The sequence below is a fragment of the Actinoplanes campanulatus genome (assembly GCF_014647795.1).
GTDB lineage: Bacteria > Actinomycetota > Actinomycetes > Mycobacteriales > Micromonosporaceae > Actinoplanes > Actinoplanes campanulatus.
In genome coordinates, this window is the sequence record NZ_BMPW01000016.1 from 111,447 (window position 1) to 128,916 (window position 17,470).

Genomic DNA, 17,470 nt, shown 5'->3' on the forward strand with positions numbered 1-17,470 from the left:
GTTCCGATGCCCGGTCAGGTTCGCCCCGTCACCGATGAGCAGGACGGTCTGCTCGCCTACCTCGCCCAGATGCGTTACGTGATCCGGCTGACCGCCTACGGGCTCACCCCGGAGCAGCTGCGGGCCGTGCCGAGCGCCAGCGAGCTCAGCGTCGGCGGGCTGATCCGGCACTGCGCCGCCACCGAGGAGGGCTGGATGGCCACCGTGCGCGGCGAGCACGGCCCGGTGGACTACCAGGCCTACGAGCGCAACTTCACGATGGCCGACGGGGAGAGCGTCGAGGAGCTGTTCGCGTACTACGACCGGGTGGCCGAGGCGACCGAGAAGACGGTCCGGGACATCGCCGACCTCGACCACCCGGTGCCGATCGACCACTCGGTGCCGTGGAACCCCAAGGAGTACGACGCCTGGTCGCTGCGCTGGGTGCTGCTGCACCTCATCCAGGAGACCGCACGGCACACCGGGCACGCCGACGTGATCCGGCAGACCGTCGACGGCGCCACCGCGTACCCGCTGATGGCGGCCGCCGAGGGCTGGCCGGAGTCGCCGTGGATGAAGCCCTGGAAGAAGGCGGAAGCCTAGGGCTTCTCACCCCGGTCGACGCGGATCACGCGGCGGTCCGTGACGATCGCCGTGACCAGGTCGTACGGGGTGATGTCGAAGGCCGGGTTCACCGCCTCGCCCCAGGCGGTGACCTCGGCCGAACCCCGGTCCTCGATCTCCACCTGCGCGCCGGAGGGTGTGCACATGTCGACCGTGGACTCGGGCGCCACCACCAGGAACGGGATCCCGGCCCGCCGCGCGCCGAGCGCGTGCGCGTACGTCCCGATCTTGTTGATCACGTCGCCGTTGGCACAGATCCGGTCCGCGCCGAGGATCACCGCGTCCACCTCGCCGCGGGCCATCAGGAACGGCCCGGCCGAGTCGACCGCCACCCGGTGCTCGATGCCCCACCGGGTCAGCTCCCAGGAGGTGAGCCGGGCGCCCTGCAACAGTGGCCGCGTCTCGCTGGCGATCACCCCGGCGAGCCGGCCACGCTGGTGCAGCTCACCGACCACGCCGAGGGCGGTGCCGATGGTCACCGCGGCCAGCCCGCCGGTGTTGCAGTGGGTGAGCAGCCGGGGCCGGTTCCCGCACAGCTCGGCGACCAGGTCGGCGCCGAGCCGCGCCATGGCCGCCGACGCCTCGATCTCCTCGTCGCGGACCCGGCAGGCCTCGGCCAGCACGGCCTCCGGCCCGTGCGGGATCAGCGCGGCGGCACGACGGGCTCCGCGGGCCAGGTTCACCGCCGTCGGGCGTGCGCTCTCTATCTTCTGTACGGCCACCGACAGCGCCGCCGGGTCGTCCTCGTGAACGCGGGCCGCCAGCGCCACCCCGAAGGCCCCGGCCACCCCGAGCGCCGGAGCGCCCCGGACCGCCAGCGACTGGATCGCCGCGATCAGCTCGCCCACGGTGTGCAGCCGCAGCACCCGCTCCTCGTTCGGCAGCGCGGTCTGGTCGATGATCTCGACGGCGCCGTTGACCCAGTCGATGGTCCGCATCAGCGCTCGGCCCGCTCGTTGAGCCGGTTCAGGATCTTCTCCAGGGTGTCCTGGCTCTTGCCCAGCTCCTCGCCGGTCCACCGGGCCTTGATCCGGACCGTGGAGCCGTCGTGCAGGTCCACCTCGGCACTGATCGGCACCGGCTTGAGCACCCGGGCGCCGGTGATCTCCTCGTACGGCAGGTAGCGGTAGATCTGGGCCAGCGTCGCCGGGTCGTTCTTGGACAGCATCTCCTTGAGCCGCTTCTCACCGTCGTCGGTGCCCTTGGGCGCGGGCACGAGGACGAAACCACGGTCCAGCATGATCAGGTCGGTCTCCTGGTCGTTCACGCGGACGTTGGCCATCGCCCCGATCACGTCCGAGCCGCCGGCCGTGGCGCGGGACTCGACGACCCGGGCCGCCTCGATCTGGACGCCGAGCGCGCCGAGCCGGGCGCGGGCCTCCGCCACGCTCTCCGGCACGACCGCCAGCTTGGCGATCTCGGTGAAGTCGGCCGGCTGCCCGTCCCGGCCGACCAGCTGCGCCGGGCCGGACCAGGAGTGCTGGTAGCCGACCACTCCGGAGCGTACCGCGGCGAGCGTGATCAGGTCGTCCATCGGGTCGGCGAAGGCGAGGGCGGCCTCCTTGCGGGTGGCGTCCGGGAAGAACTCGGCGGCCAGTTTGCCCAGCTTGCCGTCGGCGGCCAGGTCGAGGATCTCGGCCAGGCCGGCCTCCGGGACGCCGAGCAGCCGGGCCGTGGACCGGAAGATCCGGTCGGCGCCGCGCTGCCGGGCCGCGGTGATCGAGGCGGCGGTGAACTCGGCCCAGGGCAGCACCGGCCGGTCGCCGAAGTCGAAGGCCTCGGCCTGGAGGGCCCGGCCGAGCTCGTCGACGTTCGGCAGCAGGACCGTGGCCGGGCGCTGGTCGGCGGCGTGCTGGACCGGGGGCAGGGCCCGGATCGCGGTGATCCGCTCGCCGAGGGCCGGGTGGGTGTCCCACACCGAGGTCTCGTCGTCCGGCTCGATGTCGCGCAGCCCGGCCAGGGCGTCGGTACGGGCCGCGTGCATCCGCCCGAAGCCGCCGAAGATGTCGTCCGGCGCGTAGCCCAGCTCCACGCCCTGGGCGACGTACTGTCCGAAGTAGAAGTTCCACGCGAAGGTGGCCACCGGCAGCTCGCGCATCACGCCGACGGCGGCGTCGGCGCCGGCCACCCGGACCGCCACCTCGTCGGCCTCGAACTCCTGCCGGCGGCCGACCGCGTTGCTGACCAGGCGGTAGAGCCGGCCGTAGCCCTTGAAGACCCAGCCGAACACGTTGTACCGGCCGACCCGGCTGAGCGTCTCGTACATGGCGAGCCGGCCCCGGTACGCGATGGCGCCGAGCCGGGTGTGCGAGCCGGAGTAGTGGCCGAGCTCGTGCCCGAGGACCGCGCGCAGCTGGTCGACGGTGAAGGTCTGCAACAGCGGCATGCCCAGGTAGAGACGGCGGGTGCCGCCGAGTAGACCGAGCATCCGGGCGTCCTCGCTGACCGCCGCGTTGACCATCGGCTCGAGGCGGATCTCGTCGGGGGCCCGGGTGCCGGCCGCGACGGCCAGCTCGCGGACCGTCGCCCACAGCTCGGGCGCCTGCTCCGGGGTGATCAGCATGCCGGTCGGCTCGTCCGGCTTGGCCCGGATCGCCCGCCACAGACCGGCGACGACCGCGCCGACCGCCGCGAGCAGCAGCCAGCTGAGCTTGGCCGCTCCGGCGCCGTGCATGTGCGTCCAGATCTCGTAGAGCAGCCAGCCGACCAGGGCCAGCTGGAGCAGGCCCAGCACGTAGAAGCCGACGAGCATCGCGACCGAGACGGCGGCGCGCAGCGTAGTGGACATGGCGGTGGTTCCCTCCCCGTGGTGCGCCCGTCCGGGCGGCCGTCGGAAGATACCGACCTCGATATGCGCCGGGCAAGATCCTTAGAAGGTCCTAGGCTGCGGTTATGGCTTCTCGTGATCCGGTCGCCGATCTGCGGCGCATCGCGTTCCTGCTGGAGCGGGCGAACGAGGCGACGTACCGGGTGCGCGCCTTCCGGTCGGCGGCCGCGACCGTGTCCAAAACCCCGCCGGACGAGCTGGCCGCCCGGGTCGAGGCGGGCACCCTGGCGAAGCTGCCCGGCATCGGCGACGTGACCGCGCGCTGCGTGGCCGAGTCCCTGGCCGGGGAGGAGCCGGTCTACCTGCGCCGGCTGACCGCCGCCGAGGGCACCGAGATACCGGCCGCGGCCGCCGCGCTGCGGGCCGCGCTGCGCGGTGACTGCCACGTGCACTCGGACTGGTCGGACGGCGGCTCACCGATCGAGGAGATGGCGCTGGCCGCCGCCGACCTCGGCCACGAGTACTTCGTGCTGACCGACCACTCGCCGCGGCTCACCGTGGCCCGGGGGCTGACCGCCGACCGGTTGCGGCGCCAGCTCGATCACGTGGCGATGCTGAACGAGGCGCTGCCCGACGGGTTCCGCATCCTCACCGGCATCGAGGTGGACATCCTCGAGGACGGGAGCCTGGACCAGGAGGAGGAGTTGCTGGCCCGGCTCGACGTGGTGGTCGGCTCGGTGCACAGCAAGCTGCGCGACGACGCGTCCCGGATGACGCGGCGGATGGTGACCGCGATCGGCAACCCGCATCTCGACGTCCTCGGGCACATGACCGGGCGCAAGGTGTCGGCCGCCGGTGAGGGCGACGCCGCGCACCGCCGGGCCCGGACCCGGCCGCCCAGCGACTTCGACCTGGAGAAGGTGCTGGCCGCATGCCTCGACCACGGCAAGGCCATTGAGATCAACTCCCGGCCGGACCGGCTCGACCCGCCGAAGCGGATGCTCACCGTCGCGGTGGAGGCGGGTTGCGTGTTCAGCATCGACACCGACGCGCACGCCCCCGGCCAGTTGGACTGGCTGGACTTCGGCTGTGGGCGGGCCGCGCTGTGCGGGGTGCCGGCCGACCGGGTGGTGAACACCTGGACGGCCGAACGCCTGCTGGAGTGGACCGGATCACACGGTTGAGATCCCGTAGGGTCGGCGCGTGGGACGAATTGACGAACTCGCGAACCGATACGTCGACGAATGGGCCGCGCTCAACCCGACCGGCGCCACCGCCACCGGCATAACCGGTTACGAGGACAAGACCGACGACCTCTCCCCGGAGGGCTTCGAGGCCCAGGCCGAGCTGCTCCGCCGGACCATCAACGATCTCGACGTGACCGAGCCGGAGCACGAATCCGAGCAGGTCGCCAAGGACGCCATGCTGGAGCGGCTGGGCCTGCAACTGGCGCAGCACGACGCGGGCTATGTGAGCACCGACATCAGCGTCATCACCAGCTCGCTGCACGAGCTGCGGATGGTCCTCGACGTGATGCCCACCGAGGGCGAGCAGGCGGTCGCCGACATCACGGCCCGGCTCAACGCCTTCCCGTACGCCCTGGAGCAGTACCGCCGGACCCTGCTCGAGGGCGCCGGCGACGGCCGGGTCAGTGCCCGGGCGCAGCTGCTGGCGGTGGCCGAGCAGTGCGAGGCGTGGACCGATCCGGCCCGTGACGACTTCTTCCACGGGCTGGCCCGGCGGCTGGGCGCGTCCGGCGCGCTCGCCAAGGAGCTGGAGCAGGGCGCGGCGGCGGCGACCGCGGCGACCGCCTCCTTCGGTGACTTCCTCCGCGACGAGCTGGCCCCGCGCGGCCGGGAGAAGGAGGCGGCCGGCCCCGAGCGGTACGCGCTGGCCTCGCAGTACTTCCTCGGCGCCAAGGTGGACCAGCTGGAGACGTACCAGTGGGGTTTCGCCGAGCTGGACCGGCTGGAGCGGGAGATGCGCGCCGTGTCGGCGGCGATTGCCGGCGCCGGGGCGACGGTGGACGAGGCGGTCGCCGTGCTCGACGCCGACCCGGCCCGCAACATCCGCGGCAAGGAGGCCTTCCGGGACTGGATGCAGGCCCTCTCCGACCGGGCGATCACCGAGCTGAACGGTGTCCACTTCGACATCGAGGGTCCCGCCCAGAAGCTGGAGTGCTGCCTCACGCCGACCAGCGACGGCGGCATCTACTACACCGGCCCGAGCGAGGACTTCTCCCGGCCCGGCCGGATGTGGTGGGCGGTGCCGGAGGGCCAGGAGGTCTTCTCCACCTGGCGCGAGGTCACCACCGTCTACCACGAGGGTGTGCCCGGCCATCACCTCCAGGTCAGCCAGACGCTGCTGCGCGCCGACCGACTCAACCGGTACCAGCGGCTGCTCTGCTGGTGCTCCGGCCACGGCGAGGGCTGGGCCCTGTACGCCGAGCGGCTGATGGACGAGCTGGGCTACCTCACCGATCCGGGCGACCGGCTCGGCATGCTCGACGGCCAGGCGCTGCGTGCGGCCCGGGTGATCGTCGACATCGGCATGCATCTGGAGCTGACGATCCCGCGGGACAACCCGTTCGGCTTCCACCCGGGCGAACGATGGACGCCGGAACTCGGCTGGGAGTTCCTGCGGGCGCACACCCGGATGCCGGAGGAGGTCCTCCGGTTCGAGTGGAAGCGCTATCTGGGGTGGCCGGGGCAGGCGCCTTCGTACAAGGTCGGCGAGCGGATCTGGTTCGAGGCCCGCGACGAGGCGAAGCGCCGCAAAGGCAGTGATTTCGACCTCAAGAGGTTCCACCGGGACGCGCTCGACCTCGGTTCGCTGGGGCTCGACCCGCTCCGTAAGGCACTGGCCAGGATTTGAGTCATTCGGGTCCCTCCGTGCCGAAAACGGGACGGAGGGACCCGTCGTTACGTATTTGATCCATTACTCTGCGCACAAATCCTCCGCTGAGCGATCGTTCAGCCACGATCCGTGAATGCGTCGCTACCCAGATGTAACAAATCCGAAGTAGAACTCATATTCACGTCCCGCCTGAGGTGCGGATACGATCTCCCGCGGCGCTCCGCACTTGTTCCGGAAGCAGCGTGGACTGGGCCTTTCTCGATCCGGCCTCATCCCGGGCGTTCGTACAACCAAGTCGGCAGCGCCGCGTATCCCCCGATCAGCCGAGCGAACTCTGACCCTTGGAAAGGGGTTTTCTGAGGATTTCTCGGATAGATTGACCCGGATCGGTGCGCCCGCATGGCTACTCTCCGTAGCCCCCCATCGGCCCATCGCGTGTGCATGGCGGAGGACTAAAGCAATGTCAGTCTCGGTGAACAGCCGGCGAACGCGTTTACGCTCCGCCCTCGCGGTGGTGCTGACGGTTCTCGTCGTGCTGCCGACCGCAGCCCTGTTCCTGCGTGTCCTGGACGAGATCAACACTCAGCGGGACGAGACGCAGCTCAAGCAACACGGTGTCGAGTACCTCGCGACCCTGGCGCCGCTGGTCAGCGCCCTCGCCGAGTCGCAGTCACAGGCTCTGCAGGGGGTCTCCACCGAGCCTCAGTCGCTGACCGCCGCCGTCGCCCGGGTGCAGGAGGCGGACGCGCGTCTCGGCGAGGAGCTGGACACCTCCAGCCGCTGGGCCGGCCTGAAGGAGAAGATCGGCCGCCTGCCCGGCATCGCCGGCAGCGCGCAGACCGTCTACGACTCCCACGTCGAGGTCGGCGAGCTGGCCCTCGAGCTGTACAGCGAGGTCCGCGAGAACTCCAAGCTCAACATGGACCAGCAGTCCGACATCTGGTTCCTCCAGGAGACCATCACGGTGGACATGCCCGAGGCCGTCACCAACGTGAGCCGGATGAGCGACTCGGCCAACATGCTGGCCGCCGCCCAGCAGCGGCAGCGGGCCGTCCTCCAGGTGCAGCTCGGCGTCGCCGTCGAGGCCGTCGAGGAGAGCGTCGAAAAGCTGACCGACCACCTCCAGGCCGCCGCCGAGGACACCGAGAGCTCCACGCTCGCCGGCAACCTGGTGAGCAACCTCGACTCGTTCCGTCGTGGCGTCGAGTCCGCCAACCGTGGCACCAACTACGGTGGCGACCCGAACGTGTCGACCCTGGTGACCGCGCAGAGCACGCTGTCGACCGCGCTGAACGCGCTGACCACGGTGACCCTCAAGGAGCTGTCGACGCTGCTCGAGGAGCGCGACGACGACCTCCAGATCCGTCAGATCGAGGCGTGGGCGCTGCTCGGCGTCTCCATCGCGCTGCTGGTGGTCGCCGCCTTCTGGACCCGGAGCCGGGCCGCCCAGGTCCGCGACTCCCTCGACAGCAGCCGGGACCTCTCGGTGCGTGCCGACAGCGACGGCCCAGGGCCGTCCGCGGTCAGCCCGTACGACCAGGCCCCCGGCTACGGCGGCAGTGCTACTGGGCGGGAGCGTTCCGGTGCTCTTCGGTAAGTTCCGCATCCTGGGCAAACTCGCCCTGCTGATCCTCGTACCGCTGGTCGGCGTCCTCGGCCTGAGTGTTCCGGTCATCTACGAACGCGTCGACGCGGCTCGCGTCGCCGGTGATATCTCGGACACCATCCAGCGGGCCACCCAGGTCAGTTCGGCGCTTATCGAGATCCAGGAAGAGCGCCTGCTCTCGGTCGGCTATCTACTCGGTCTGATCGACCGCACGACCCTGGTGGTGCAGAGCGCGGAGGCCGCCGACGCGGTGGCCGGGCTCGCCGATGATGACGCCCCGGTGGCCCTACGCCGTGCCGTCGCTGCCGCCACCCGACTCACCAGCACTCGACAGAACGTGCTGAACCAAGCGATCGACGTCTCCCAGGTCGTCGCGGATTTCACCGGCGCGGTCGACCCGCTGATCGACGGTCTGGGCCTGTCCGGCAAGGCTGACCTGACCACCGGCCTCGGCCGACAGATCTTCGCGCTGGACCGCTCCATGCGCTCGGACGACCTGATCAACCAAGCGGCCTGCTGGATGGCCTCGGCGGCGGTCGCGGCCAGCAGCAACCCGCGGGACGCCGCGTTCCTGCTGAGCCAGTTCAACGCGACCTTTGCCCAGGTCGAATCGATCATCCGCTCGTCGCGGATCTACTTCACCGACCCGCAGTACAAGCTCTACCTCGCCAACCAGCAGGCGTTCGCCGCCCGTATGGGCGCCACCTTCGTCAAGGGCCTTCAGACGAACCCGACGGGGGCGCTGCAGAAACTGAACATCAGGACGGTCTTCCCGTCCCTCCAGACGGTGGTCGTTCTGGGTAGTTTTGTCGAGAAGCGCGTGGCCCAGGACGTGGACACCACGGCGACCGACAACCGGGAAAGCGCCATCCGCCAGTCGGTGCTCCTCGGTGGCGGCACCTTCCTGCTGCTGATCCTGGTCGCCACACTGTCGATCATCATGGCCCGCGCGGTCGCCCGGCCGCTGCGCCGTCTGACCGTCTCGGCCGACCGGATCGCCCGCGCCGCCGAGTCCGAGCTGGAGCGCGTGGCCGACGACGAGGCCGAGGCCCAGGTCCGGCCGATTCGACTCGACCCGGTCGACGTCGAGGCCCAGGACGAGATCGGTGACCTGGCCCGCGCGTTCGACCGCGTACAGACCACCGCCGCCCGGCTGGTGGAGCGCCAGGTTCTCGGTCGCCGTAACGTCGCCCAGATGTTCGGCCACGTCGGCCGTCGTACCCAGAACCTGGTCGGCCGTCAGCTAAGCCTGATCGACTCCCTGGAGCGCAAGGAGACCGACAGCGACCGGCTCCGCGAGCTGTACCGCCTGGACCACATGTCCAGCCGTCTGCGCCGGAACGCGTCCGCGCTGGTCGTGCTCTCCGGTGGCGCCGGCGCGAACGAGCACATGGCCCCGCTGGCCCTCTCCGACGTGGTCCGTCTCGCCCTCGGTGAGATCGAGGACTACACCCGTGTCGAGGTGGACATCCCCGAGGACATCGTCGTGGTCCCGGCCATCCTGGCCGACCTGACGCTGCTCCTGGCCGAGCTGCTGGAGAACTCCACCTCGTTCTCCCCGCCGCACACCAACGTCACGGTCACCGCCGACGAGCTGCGCGGCGGCGTCCGCCTCGCGATCATCGACCACGGCCTGGGCCTCGCGCCCGAGCGTCTGGCCGAGGAGAACGCGCGACTGACCCGCCGTGAGCGTCTCGACCTGGCCCCCACCGAGGTGCTCGGTCTCTTCGTGGTCGGCCGGCTCGCCCGCCGGCACGGCATCGAGGTGACCCTCACCGACACCCCGGACGGCGGTCTGACCGCCTGGATCGACCTGAACCCGTCGCACCTGGTCACCCGGGTGGAGAACCTCACCCCGATCGCGGCGCCGAGCTTCCCGTCGGCCTTCCCGGCCGCACCGGTGCCGCCGCAGATCCGGGCCCCCGAGCCGGTCGCGGCCGCGCCCGCCTACTCGCCCGCCCTGCGGGGCAACACCACCGAGGTCGCGATCGCCAGCGGCGCGGTCCGTTCGGTGCCGGGCAGCCAGCAGCCGTTCGACCCGGTGGTGCTGGGCCGGGCCACCGAGATCGTCGAGGCCGGCCGGTCCTGGAACGCGTTCGGTCCGGTGTCCGCGCCCGCCCTCGAATCGGCCCCGGCCGCTGACCCGTACGCGGACCAGCCGGTCTACGACGCCGAGCCGGTGTACTCGCCGCGCCCGGCGTACCAGGAGCCGGCGCCCGCCTACGACATGGGCACCCCGGTGGCCGGCCGCGTCCCGAACTCGCGGCCGGAACTGCCCGCCGGGCAGGGTGGCTGGCACACCCCGATGCCGCAGGAGACCGCCTGGGCCCCGGCCGCCGCCATCCCGGCGCCGGTCAGCCCCGCCCCGGTCAGCCCCGCGCCGTACACCCCGGAGCCGGTCGCCGCTCCGTCGGCGCACCGCGAGGGCACCGCCCCCCCGCTGCGCCGCCGGGTTCCCGGCAGCCAGCTCCCGGCGGCGGAGGACACCACCGTGCAGCGGATGGCCGTACCCACCACACAGGACGACGCGCTGGCCGCCCGGGCCATGTTCGACGCCTTCGAAGCCGGTGTCAGCCGGGCCCACGGCGACATCAGCGACACCAGCGTCTCGATGCCGGCTCCCGACCTCAGCGCTCCGGTGTGGGACACCCCCGCCCCGGCCTGGGAGGAACCCGCTCCCGCCGCCTGGGAACCGCCCCCCGCGCCGGTCGCTCCGCCGGCCCCGCCGTCGTCCAACGGCGGCGCACCGCTGAGCCGTCGCGTGCCGGGCGCCAGCCTGCCGCGTGACGAGATGCACCGACCGATCACCCCGCCGGCCCCGGCCACGCTCGACCCCGAGGCCGCCCGAGCCCTGATGGATCAGTTCGAGTACGGGGTCGCACTCGCACTGAATGAAAGTCAGCCACAACACGAGGGACAACCGCGATGACTTCCCCCTACTCCACCGCGTCAAGTCAGCTCAGCGCCGAAGCCAAAACCTTCAACTGGCTGCTGGACTCGTTCACCTCCGGCACCGCGGGCGTGATCGAGGCCATCGCGGTCTCCTCGGACGGCCTCCTGATGGCCATGTCCGCGATCAAGGACCGGCCCAACGCCGAGCGCCTCGCGGCCGTGGTCTCCGGGCTCACCAGCCTCGCCGGTGGTGCGGCGAGCTGGTACAGGCTGGGCGCCCTGAACCGGGTCATCATCGACATGGCCGACGGGTACCTGCTGGTGACCGCGATCAGCGCCGGCTCGGTGCTGGGCGTCATCGCCGACCGGTCCGCGAACCTCGGCACCCTGGCGTACGAGATGACGCTCTTCGCGACCCGTGCCGGTGGCGCCCTGAGCCCGCGTCTCATCGCCGAGCTGAAGAACGCAGTCCAGCAGTGACCCCGCCGGATTCCGACGACCCGGTACCTCCGGCGCGACCCGGAGTCCGGCCCTTCCTGCAATCCGGTACCCAGCACTCGACCGGCGGCTACACCCCCACCGGGGAGCACCCGCCGGTCGAGGCATCGACCAATACGCTGCGCCCGTTCGTCATCACGTCCGGGCGGACCGATGGAGGCGATCCCGACATCGGTATGGAGACTCAGGTGACGCTGGTGCCGGGTGCGCCGGCGTCCCGGCTCTCTCCGGAAACCAGGGCGATCGTGGCTCTCTGCGAGGACAGCCCGATCTCGGTAGCCGAGATCTCCGCACGACTCCACCTGCACCTGGGCGTGACCCGAATCCTGGTCGGCGACCTGCGTGCCACCGGCCAGCTCGACGTCCACGTGCTGGACAACGACACACCTGACCCCGAGACCATCATGCGAGTGATCCGTGGACTTCGATCCATCAGCTAACCGCGTCGTCGGTACCGCGCGCATACCCGGCGCGCCGGAGCCCAAGAAGGCGCCGGTTCCGGTCAAGATCATCGTGGCCGGCGGCTTCGGGGTCGGCAAGACGACCACCGTCGGCGCCATCTCCGAGATCTCGCCGCTCACCACCGAGGCCGAGATGACCTCGGAGTCCGTCGGCATCGACGACCCCGGTCAGGCGACCATGAAGACCGGCACCACGGTCGCGATGGACTTCGGCGTCCTCACCATCGACCAGACGCTCAAGCTCTACATCTTCGGCACGCCCGGCCAGACCCGGTTCGCCTTCATGTGGGACGACCTGGTCCGGGGTGCCCTTGGCGCACTGGTTGTGGTAGATACCAACCGAATAGACGACTGTTATCCGGCAGTCGACTACTTCGAGCGCCAGGGCCTCCCGTTCGTTGTCGGCATCAACACCTTCAACGGGCAGATGTCCTACAGCATCGACGAGGTTCGGTGGGCCCTCGCGGTTCGCGAGGACGTGCCGGTCATATCCTTTGACGCACGGTTCCGCGCATCCGTGCGGGATGCCCTTCTCGTTGTGCTGGACCAGGCACTCGACAAGGCGATCCGGATGAAGTCATAGGGTTGTGACCGGTTGCCCGGTCACGGATTCCGCAGCGATCCCAGGACGGGACGGTTCCCAAACCGGCCCGTCGAGGAGCAGAGTGGAAACCGGGCGACCGCGCAGCGAAAGAGGACGGTGAAGTGCGAGGCGGACTGGACGACGCGCTCGACAAGCTCGCCCGGCGGGATGAGCTGAGGCGCCGCGCCGCCGGCGAGGCCAACGGCACCCCGCCGGCGGTGACCGAGCTGGTCGAGGCGATCGCGGCCGTGGTGGCCCGGAATCCCCAGTTGGGCGTCACGGTCGGCGTCGAGGGCGCGGGCGACCCGGTGCTGCTCCAATTCTCGTTCGCCGACGGCACGGTCCAGGTGAACGCCGACAATCGGGTCGCGGCCCGGGCCACCGACCCGGCCCCGCGGCACGCCGATTTCGAGATCGACGTCGAGGAGCCGGCCGAGGAGCCGGCGCCCGTCCCCCGGGCCAGCCGCGACGACCAGGACCGCTTCGGCCCCACCGACTTCGAGTACCCGGAGCCCGTCTACCAGGAGCCGGCCGCCTACGCCGAGCACGTGGCCTACGACGAGCCGACCACGGCCGAGCAGCCCTTCGTCAGCAACCGCCACGAGCACGCTTTCGGCCACGATCCGGCCGGCTACGCCGACCTGGGCAACACCACGCCGCATCCCTTCGCTCCGACGCCGCCTCCGCAGGTGCCATCCCAGGCGACCCCGCATTCGTACGCGCCCGCGCCGGCCGCACACGCCTACCCGGAGCCGTCGCACCCCGAGCCACAGCCGGGTTTCCCGGAGCCGCTGCCCGAGCCGATCCCGCTACAGGTAGAGCGTCCGGAGGAGACGGAGCTGGCGGCCCGCCGTCTGGCCGCCATGCTCCGCGACAACCCGAGCCTCCTCGACTGACCGCGGCAGTTCCACTGCTCGTGGCGAGCCGACCTCACGCGAGCCGCAGCATTACTCTCCGAAGTCACTTGATCACTCTTCCCGCCTGTCGGGAACGCCCGGTTTCCGGTGATCAGCACGGTCTGAGATGTCTGAGTTCGCCTGTTTGGCCGATCTTCTCCTCCGTTCCGCTCACCGCCCTTGAGTCACGCTCGGTAGCGACATACGGTCCTACTACCTCGGCTGACGCACAGACAGTGATCATTGCGGAGGAGATCCCCGCCTGAGATCCCCTCGAGAAGAGGCTCCGCATGTCTCGTCGTGAAGCCCACCTGGTCGGCGGCACCCATCCCGAGGCCGTCCGGCTCGCCCCGGTCGCTCTCGCCATGCGTGAAGCCGGCCTGCTCGAGCCGGTCCTGCTGGCCGCCGGTCCGCACGCCACGATGGTCACCGAGGCGCTCGGCGCGTTCGGTCTCGAGCCGGACATCACGCTCCAGGCCGAACCGTCCGCCGACGGCCGGGCCGAGGCGCTCACCGCGATGATCCGCGAGCTGGACGAGCTGTGGTCGGTGCGCACCCCCGCCGCCGTGATCGTGCAGGGCGACACCACCACCAGCCTGGCCGGCGCGCTGGCCGCGTTCTGGCGCCGCATCCCGGTCGTCCACCTGGGGGCCGGCCTGCGCTCCGGTGACCCGGGGTCGCCGTTCCCGGAGGAGGGCGACCGGCGCCTGGCCGCCCAGGTCGCCGCCCTGCACCTGGCGCCCACCCCGCTGGCCGCCATGAACCTGCTGGACGAGGGGATCCCGGCCCGCGACGTGCTGATCACCGGCGACACCGTGGTGGACGCGACGCTCGCGGTGGCCGGCCGGAAGCCGCCGTTCGAGAACCCGGACGTCGCCGCGGCCCGGGTCGCCGGCACCAACCGCCTGATCCTGGTGACCGCGGAACCCCACGACCGGATCCTCGCCGCGGTCCGCGATCTGATCGACCGCTACCCGGACATCGACGTGATCCTGCCGGGCCACCCGGACCCGGAGGCCCGGTCCCAGGTGGACACCGCGCTGGCCGGGGTGGAGCGGGTGACGGTCACCGACCCGCTGTCCTACCCGGACCTGTCCCGGCTGCTGTCCGAGGCTTACCTGCTGCTCACCGACTCGGGCGACCTCCTGGCGGAGGCGCCGTCGTTCGGGGTGCCGGCCCTGGTGCTGCGCGACGTCACCGAGCGGGTCGAGTCGCTGTACGCCGGCTGCGCCGAGCTGGTCGGGCCGGACACCGCGCTGATCGTGTCGGACGCGTCCGCGCTGCTGAACAGCCGGGTCCGCCGCGACGCCATGACGGCCGGCGGGAACCCGTACGGTGATGGTCTGGCCGCCCGGCGCACCGCGCAGGCCACCGCCGCCCTCCTGGGTCTCGCACCCGCCCCCGAGGCCATGCCCGTCACCCCGCACATCGCCGACGCGATCCTGAACGGCTGAGGAACATGGACGTAGTGGACTTCTGGATCCGTTCGTGGACCAGTGACGACCTGCCCGGTGCGCGGAAGCTGCTCGCCCCGGACGTCGAGGCGGAGTGGAATCTCGACGCCCCGGTCGACGACGAGGAGATGCTCCAGGTCCTGCACCGGATCGCCGCCTTCGCGGACGGTGTCTCGGTGGTCGCCCGGACCGACGCGGTGGACGGGTCCGCGCTGATCTACGACCTGGCGGCGCCGTTCGGCACGGCCCGGCTGGTCGAGTTCCTCGGCGTCGAGGATCGACGCATCAACGAGGTCCGGCATGTGTACGACGTGACCGCCATCGATCGTTTCTTCCCCGGCCTGTACGCCAATTAGGCCGTTTTCTGTCCTCTTCCGTGGGTAGCGTGCGGTCCATGGCATACGACTTCCAGATCGTCGTGGACTGCACCGAACCCCACACGCTCGCCGACTGGTGGGCCGAGACCATGGGCTGGAACGTGGAGCCCCAGGACGAGGCGTTCATCAAGGAGATGGTCGCCAAGGGCTTCGCCACCGACGAGGAGACCACCCACCACCGCGGGAAACTCGTGTGGCGGGCCGGCGCGGCGATCCGTCACCCGGAGACCGATCAGCGGGTCCTCTTCCAGTTCGACGCCGCCGCCAAGAGCGTGAAGAACCGGGTGCACCTGGACGTCTTCGTCGGCGCCGACCAGCGGGACGCGGTCCGCGACCGGCTGGTCGAGCGCGGCGCCACCTTCCTCTGGGCCGGCCGGCAGGGGCCGCACTCGTGGCTGACGATGGCCGACCCGGAGTCCAACGAGTTCTGCGTCACCTGACCGGCAGGGTGCGGCCCAGCAGGGCGAAGAGCGCTTCCCAATGCCGCCGTTCGCCCTCCTCGTGGTGCATCGAGGTATCCGACATGGTGAAGCCGTGCGGCGCGCCCTCGTACAGCTCCGAGGTGTAGGTGACGCCCGCCGCGTCGAAGGCGGCCTCCAGCGTCTTGATCTGCTCGGGCCTCATCGAGCCGTCGTCGTCGGCGTGCGCGAAGTAGACCTCGGCGGTGATCGCGGCGACACCCGTGTGCGGACTGTCCGGCGCGTCGGTCACCACCCCGCCCGCGTGGAAGCTGCCCAGCGCCGCGATCCGGTCCGGCAGCGCCGCCGTCACGATCAGCGCGTTGCGCCCGCCCATGCAGTAGCCGACCAGCCCGGCCGGACCGTCCGCCACCTTCTCCTGCCCGGCGAGGAAGTCCAGGTAGGCGGTGGCGTCGGCGGTGATCCGCTCCGGTGTGAGGGCACGGATCATCGGCATCAGGCGACCGAACGCGGCGCCCCGCTTCGCGCCGTCGGTCAGCTCCTCCGGGGTGACCAGGGGACCGCTCGCGTCGCGGTAGAAGAGGTTGGGGACGAGAACCGCGTACCCCCGGGCGGCGATCCGCCGCGCCATCTCCATGAGCCGCGGCCGCAGGCCGAAGGCATCCATGAACATCAGGACCGCGGGGTACGGGCCGGGGCCGGCCGGCGTCACGAAATACGCCTCGGCGACGCCGTCAGCAGCCGGGACATGGATCTCACTGGGTGACATAGCGGCACCGTAACATCGGATCTCCGTGATTCACGTCGCACGCCGTATCCTGTGGCCCATGGCCACCCGGCTGCGTGCGGACGCCCGCCGTAACCGTGCAGCCCTGCTCGCCGCGGCGCGCGAGGTCTTCGCCGAGCAGGGCCTAGACGCGTCGCTCGACGAGATCGCCCGGCGGGCCGGCGTCGGCAACGCCACCCTCTACCGGCGCTTCCCGAGCCGCCGCCATCTGATCGCCGAGGTCTTCGCGAGCCACATGACCGCCGCGGTCCATCTGGCCGAGCAGGCGCTCGAGCATCCGGACCCGTGGGCGGCGTTCGTCGGCTACCTGACCCGGGTCTGCGAGTTGCAGGCCACCGACCGGGGGCTCGCCGAGCTGCTGGTCACCACGGCCTTCGACGACGACGAGCGGCTGGCCGCGCTGCGGGTCGCCGCCCAGCGGCGGGCCGTCGACGTGCTGACCCGGGCCCAGCGGGCGGGCCGGCTGCGGTCCGACTTCACCCGGGACGACCTGGGGTTGCTGATGATGGCGAACGCCGGGGTGGCACAGCACTCGGCCGATCCGCACGCCTGGCGGCGACAACTCACCCTCGTCATCGGCGGCCTCGGCACACGGCCGGTCTGAGGACCCTATCGCTGGACGGCGAATCCCCGGCCCGCGTCGGCCAGCGCCTCCCCGGCCAGCGCCCAGAAAGACCTCGCCGTGGGATTCTCCAGCCACGCGTTCATCGAGATGCGCAGGGCGGCCAGGAAGGTGGCGGCGAGCAGCGTCGCCCGTACCCCTGAAGGGTCTGGGTCCTTGATCCGGACCGCGACCTCGGCGGCCAGCTCGCGCTCCAGCCCGGCGAAGGTCCGCACCTGAGCGGCCGCCAGCGACGGATGCCGGCGGACCAGACGGCTCCGAACGACCCAATCCGGGTCGGGATCGCCCTGGTCGCCGTAGAACTCGCCGGCGGCGGCGGTCAGCGCGACCCACGGCGGTTCGTCCACGGGACGGGCCCGGACCAGCCCCACCAGCTTCCGCATGCGGTGCTGATCACCGTAGAAGAGCGCTTCCTCCTTATTGGCGAAGTAGTTGGAGAAGGTCCGCCGGGAGACACCCGCCTCGTCGGCGATCGCCTCGACCGTGATCCGATCCGGCCCGTGCTCCAGCGCCAGCCGCAGGGCCGCCTCGTACAGGGCCTGCCGGGTGGCCTCCTTCTTGCGCTCCCGTAGGCCCGCCTCACTCATGACCTGAGCCTACCGGCGTGTGATTCAGTTCCCAACGTGCAAAGTTGCACACTAGGCAACCT

General features: G+C 71.0%; 17 protein-coding genes. 13 read left to right on the forward strand and 4 right to left on the reverse strand.

Features of this window, described 5'->3' with window-relative positions:
• Window positions 1–6 precede the first annotated feature (6 nt).
• Window positions 7–582 (forward strand): DinB family protein, encoded by a 576-nt coding sequence (locus tag IEZ13_RS28465; protein ID WP_183224240.1) that lies wholly within the window; start codon window positions 7–9, stop codon window positions 580–582.
• On the opposite strand, the gene mtnA is transcribed toward IEZ13_RS28465, so the two are convergent.
• Both mtnA and IEZ13_RS28475 read right to left on the reverse strand, forming a co-directional pair.
• Window positions 579–1,541 (reverse strand): S-methyl-5-thioribose-1-phosphate isomerase, encoded by a 963-nt coding sequence (gene mtnA / locus IEZ13_RS28470; protein ID WP_183224238.1) that lies wholly within the window; start codon window positions 1,539–1,541, stop codon window positions 579–581. The two genes, IEZ13_RS28465 and mtnA, sit on opposite strands and share 4 nt — an antisense overlap.
• Window positions 1,541–3,391, reverse strand: a complete 1,851-nt coding sequence (locus tag IEZ13_RS28475) for a M48 family metallopeptidase (RefSeq protein WP_183224236.1) — start codon at window positions 3,389–3,391, stop codon at window positions 1,541–1,543. Before IEZ13_RS28475 ends, mtnA begins: the two co-directional genes overlap by 1 nt.
• A 104-nt stretch (window positions 3,392–3,495) precedes the next feature.
• Here IEZ13_RS28475 and IEZ13_RS28480 point away from each other — a divergent pair, with 104 nt between their 5' ends.
• From IEZ13_RS28480 to IEZ13_RS28530, 11 genes are all read left to right on the forward strand, one after another.
• A complete protein-coding gene (locus tag IEZ13_RS28480; protein ID WP_183224234.1) occupies window positions 3,496–4,554 on the forward strand; it encodes a PHP domain-containing protein in 1,059 nt (352 codons plus the stop codon).
• Window positions 4,555–4,573: 19 nt separating this feature from the next.
• The gene (locus tag IEZ13_RS28485) at window positions 4,574–6,244 is read left to right on the forward strand and encodes a DUF885 domain-containing protein (protein WP_183224232.1); all 1,671 of its coding nucleotides are present in this window, start codon (window positions 4,574–4,576) and stop codon (window positions 6,242–6,244) included.
• Window positions 6,245–6,758: 514 nt separating this feature from the next.
• Window positions 6,759–7,823, forward strand: coding sequence for a hypothetical protein (locus IEZ13_RS28490; RefSeq protein ID WP_229795131.1), 1,065 nt, complete (start codon window positions 6,759–6,761; stop codon window positions 7,821–7,823).
• A complete protein-coding gene (locus IEZ13_RS28495; RefSeq protein ID WP_183224227.1) occupies window positions 7,810–10,761 on the forward strand; it encodes an ATP-binding protein in 2,952 nt (983 codons plus the stop codon). Before IEZ13_RS28490 ends, IEZ13_RS28495 begins: the two co-directional genes overlap by 14 nt.
• Window positions 10,758–11,204, forward strand: a complete 447-nt coding sequence (locus IEZ13_RS28500) for a roadblock/LC7 domain-containing protein (RefSeq protein WP_183224225.1) — start codon at window positions 10,758–10,760, stop codon at window positions 11,202–11,204. The genes IEZ13_RS28495 and IEZ13_RS28500 overlap by 4 nt, the downstream gene beginning before the upstream one ends.
• Entirely contained in the window at window positions 11,201–11,662 is a 462-nt protein-coding gene (locus IEZ13_RS28505; protein ID WP_183224223.1) for a DUF742 domain-containing protein, read from the forward strand. Before IEZ13_RS28500 ends, IEZ13_RS28505 begins: the two co-directional genes overlap by 4 nt.
• Window positions 11,640–12,266 carry a GTP-binding protein gene (locus IEZ13_RS28510; RefSeq protein ID WP_220147543.1) on the forward strand — a complete coding sequence of 209 codons (627 nt, stop codon included), beginning with the start codon at window positions 11,640–11,642 and terminating at the stop codon, window positions 12,264–12,266. Before IEZ13_RS28505 ends, IEZ13_RS28510 begins: the two co-directional genes overlap by 23 nt.
• A gap of 122 nt (window positions 12,267–12,388) precedes the next feature.
• Entirely contained in the window at window positions 12,389–13,162 is a 774-nt protein-coding gene (locus IEZ13_RS28515) for a hypothetical protein (protein ID WP_183224221.1), read from the forward strand.
• Between the two features lie 290 nt (window positions 13,163–13,452).
• A complete protein-coding gene (gene wecB, locus IEZ13_RS28520; protein ID WP_183224219.1) occupies window positions 13,453–14,616 on the forward strand; it encodes a non-hydrolyzing UDP-N-acetylglucosamine 2-epimerase in 1,164 nt (387 codons plus the stop codon).
• 5 nt (window positions 14,617–14,621) lie between these two features.
• Window positions 14,622–14,972, forward strand: a complete 351-nt coding sequence (locus IEZ13_RS28525; protein ID WP_183224217.1) for a hypothetical protein — start codon at window positions 14,622–14,624, stop codon at window positions 14,970–14,972.
• Window positions 14,973–15,010: 38 nt separating this feature from the next.
• Window positions 15,011–15,433 (forward strand): VOC family protein, encoded by a 423-nt coding sequence (locus IEZ13_RS28530; RefSeq protein ID WP_183224215.1) that lies wholly within the window; start codon window positions 15,011–15,013, stop codon window positions 15,431–15,433.
• Here IEZ13_RS28530 and IEZ13_RS28535 read toward each other — a convergent pair.
• A complete protein-coding gene (locus IEZ13_RS28535) occupies window positions 15,426–16,181 on the reverse strand; it encodes a dienelactone hydrolase family protein (protein ID WP_183224212.1) in 756 nt (251 codons plus the stop codon). The genes IEZ13_RS28530 and IEZ13_RS28535 overlap by 8 nt on opposite strands.
• Window positions 16,182–16,239: 58 nt before the next feature.
• On the opposite strand from IEZ13_RS28535, the gene IEZ13_RS28540 reads away from it, so the two are divergent.
• On the forward strand, window positions 16,240–16,803 hold the full coding sequence (locus IEZ13_RS28540; RefSeq protein WP_183224210.1) for a TetR/AcrR family transcriptional regulator: 564 nt from the start codon (window positions 16,240–16,242) through the stop codon (window positions 16,801–16,803).
• A gap of 5 nt (window positions 16,804–16,808) precedes the next feature.
• Here IEZ13_RS28540 and IEZ13_RS28545 read toward each other — a convergent pair whose 3' ends face one another.
• A complete protein-coding gene (locus IEZ13_RS28545; protein WP_183224207.1) occupies window positions 16,809–17,408 on the reverse strand; it encodes a TetR/AcrR family transcriptional regulator in 600 nt (199 codons plus the stop codon).
• Window positions 17,409–17,470: the final 62 nt, after the last annotated feature.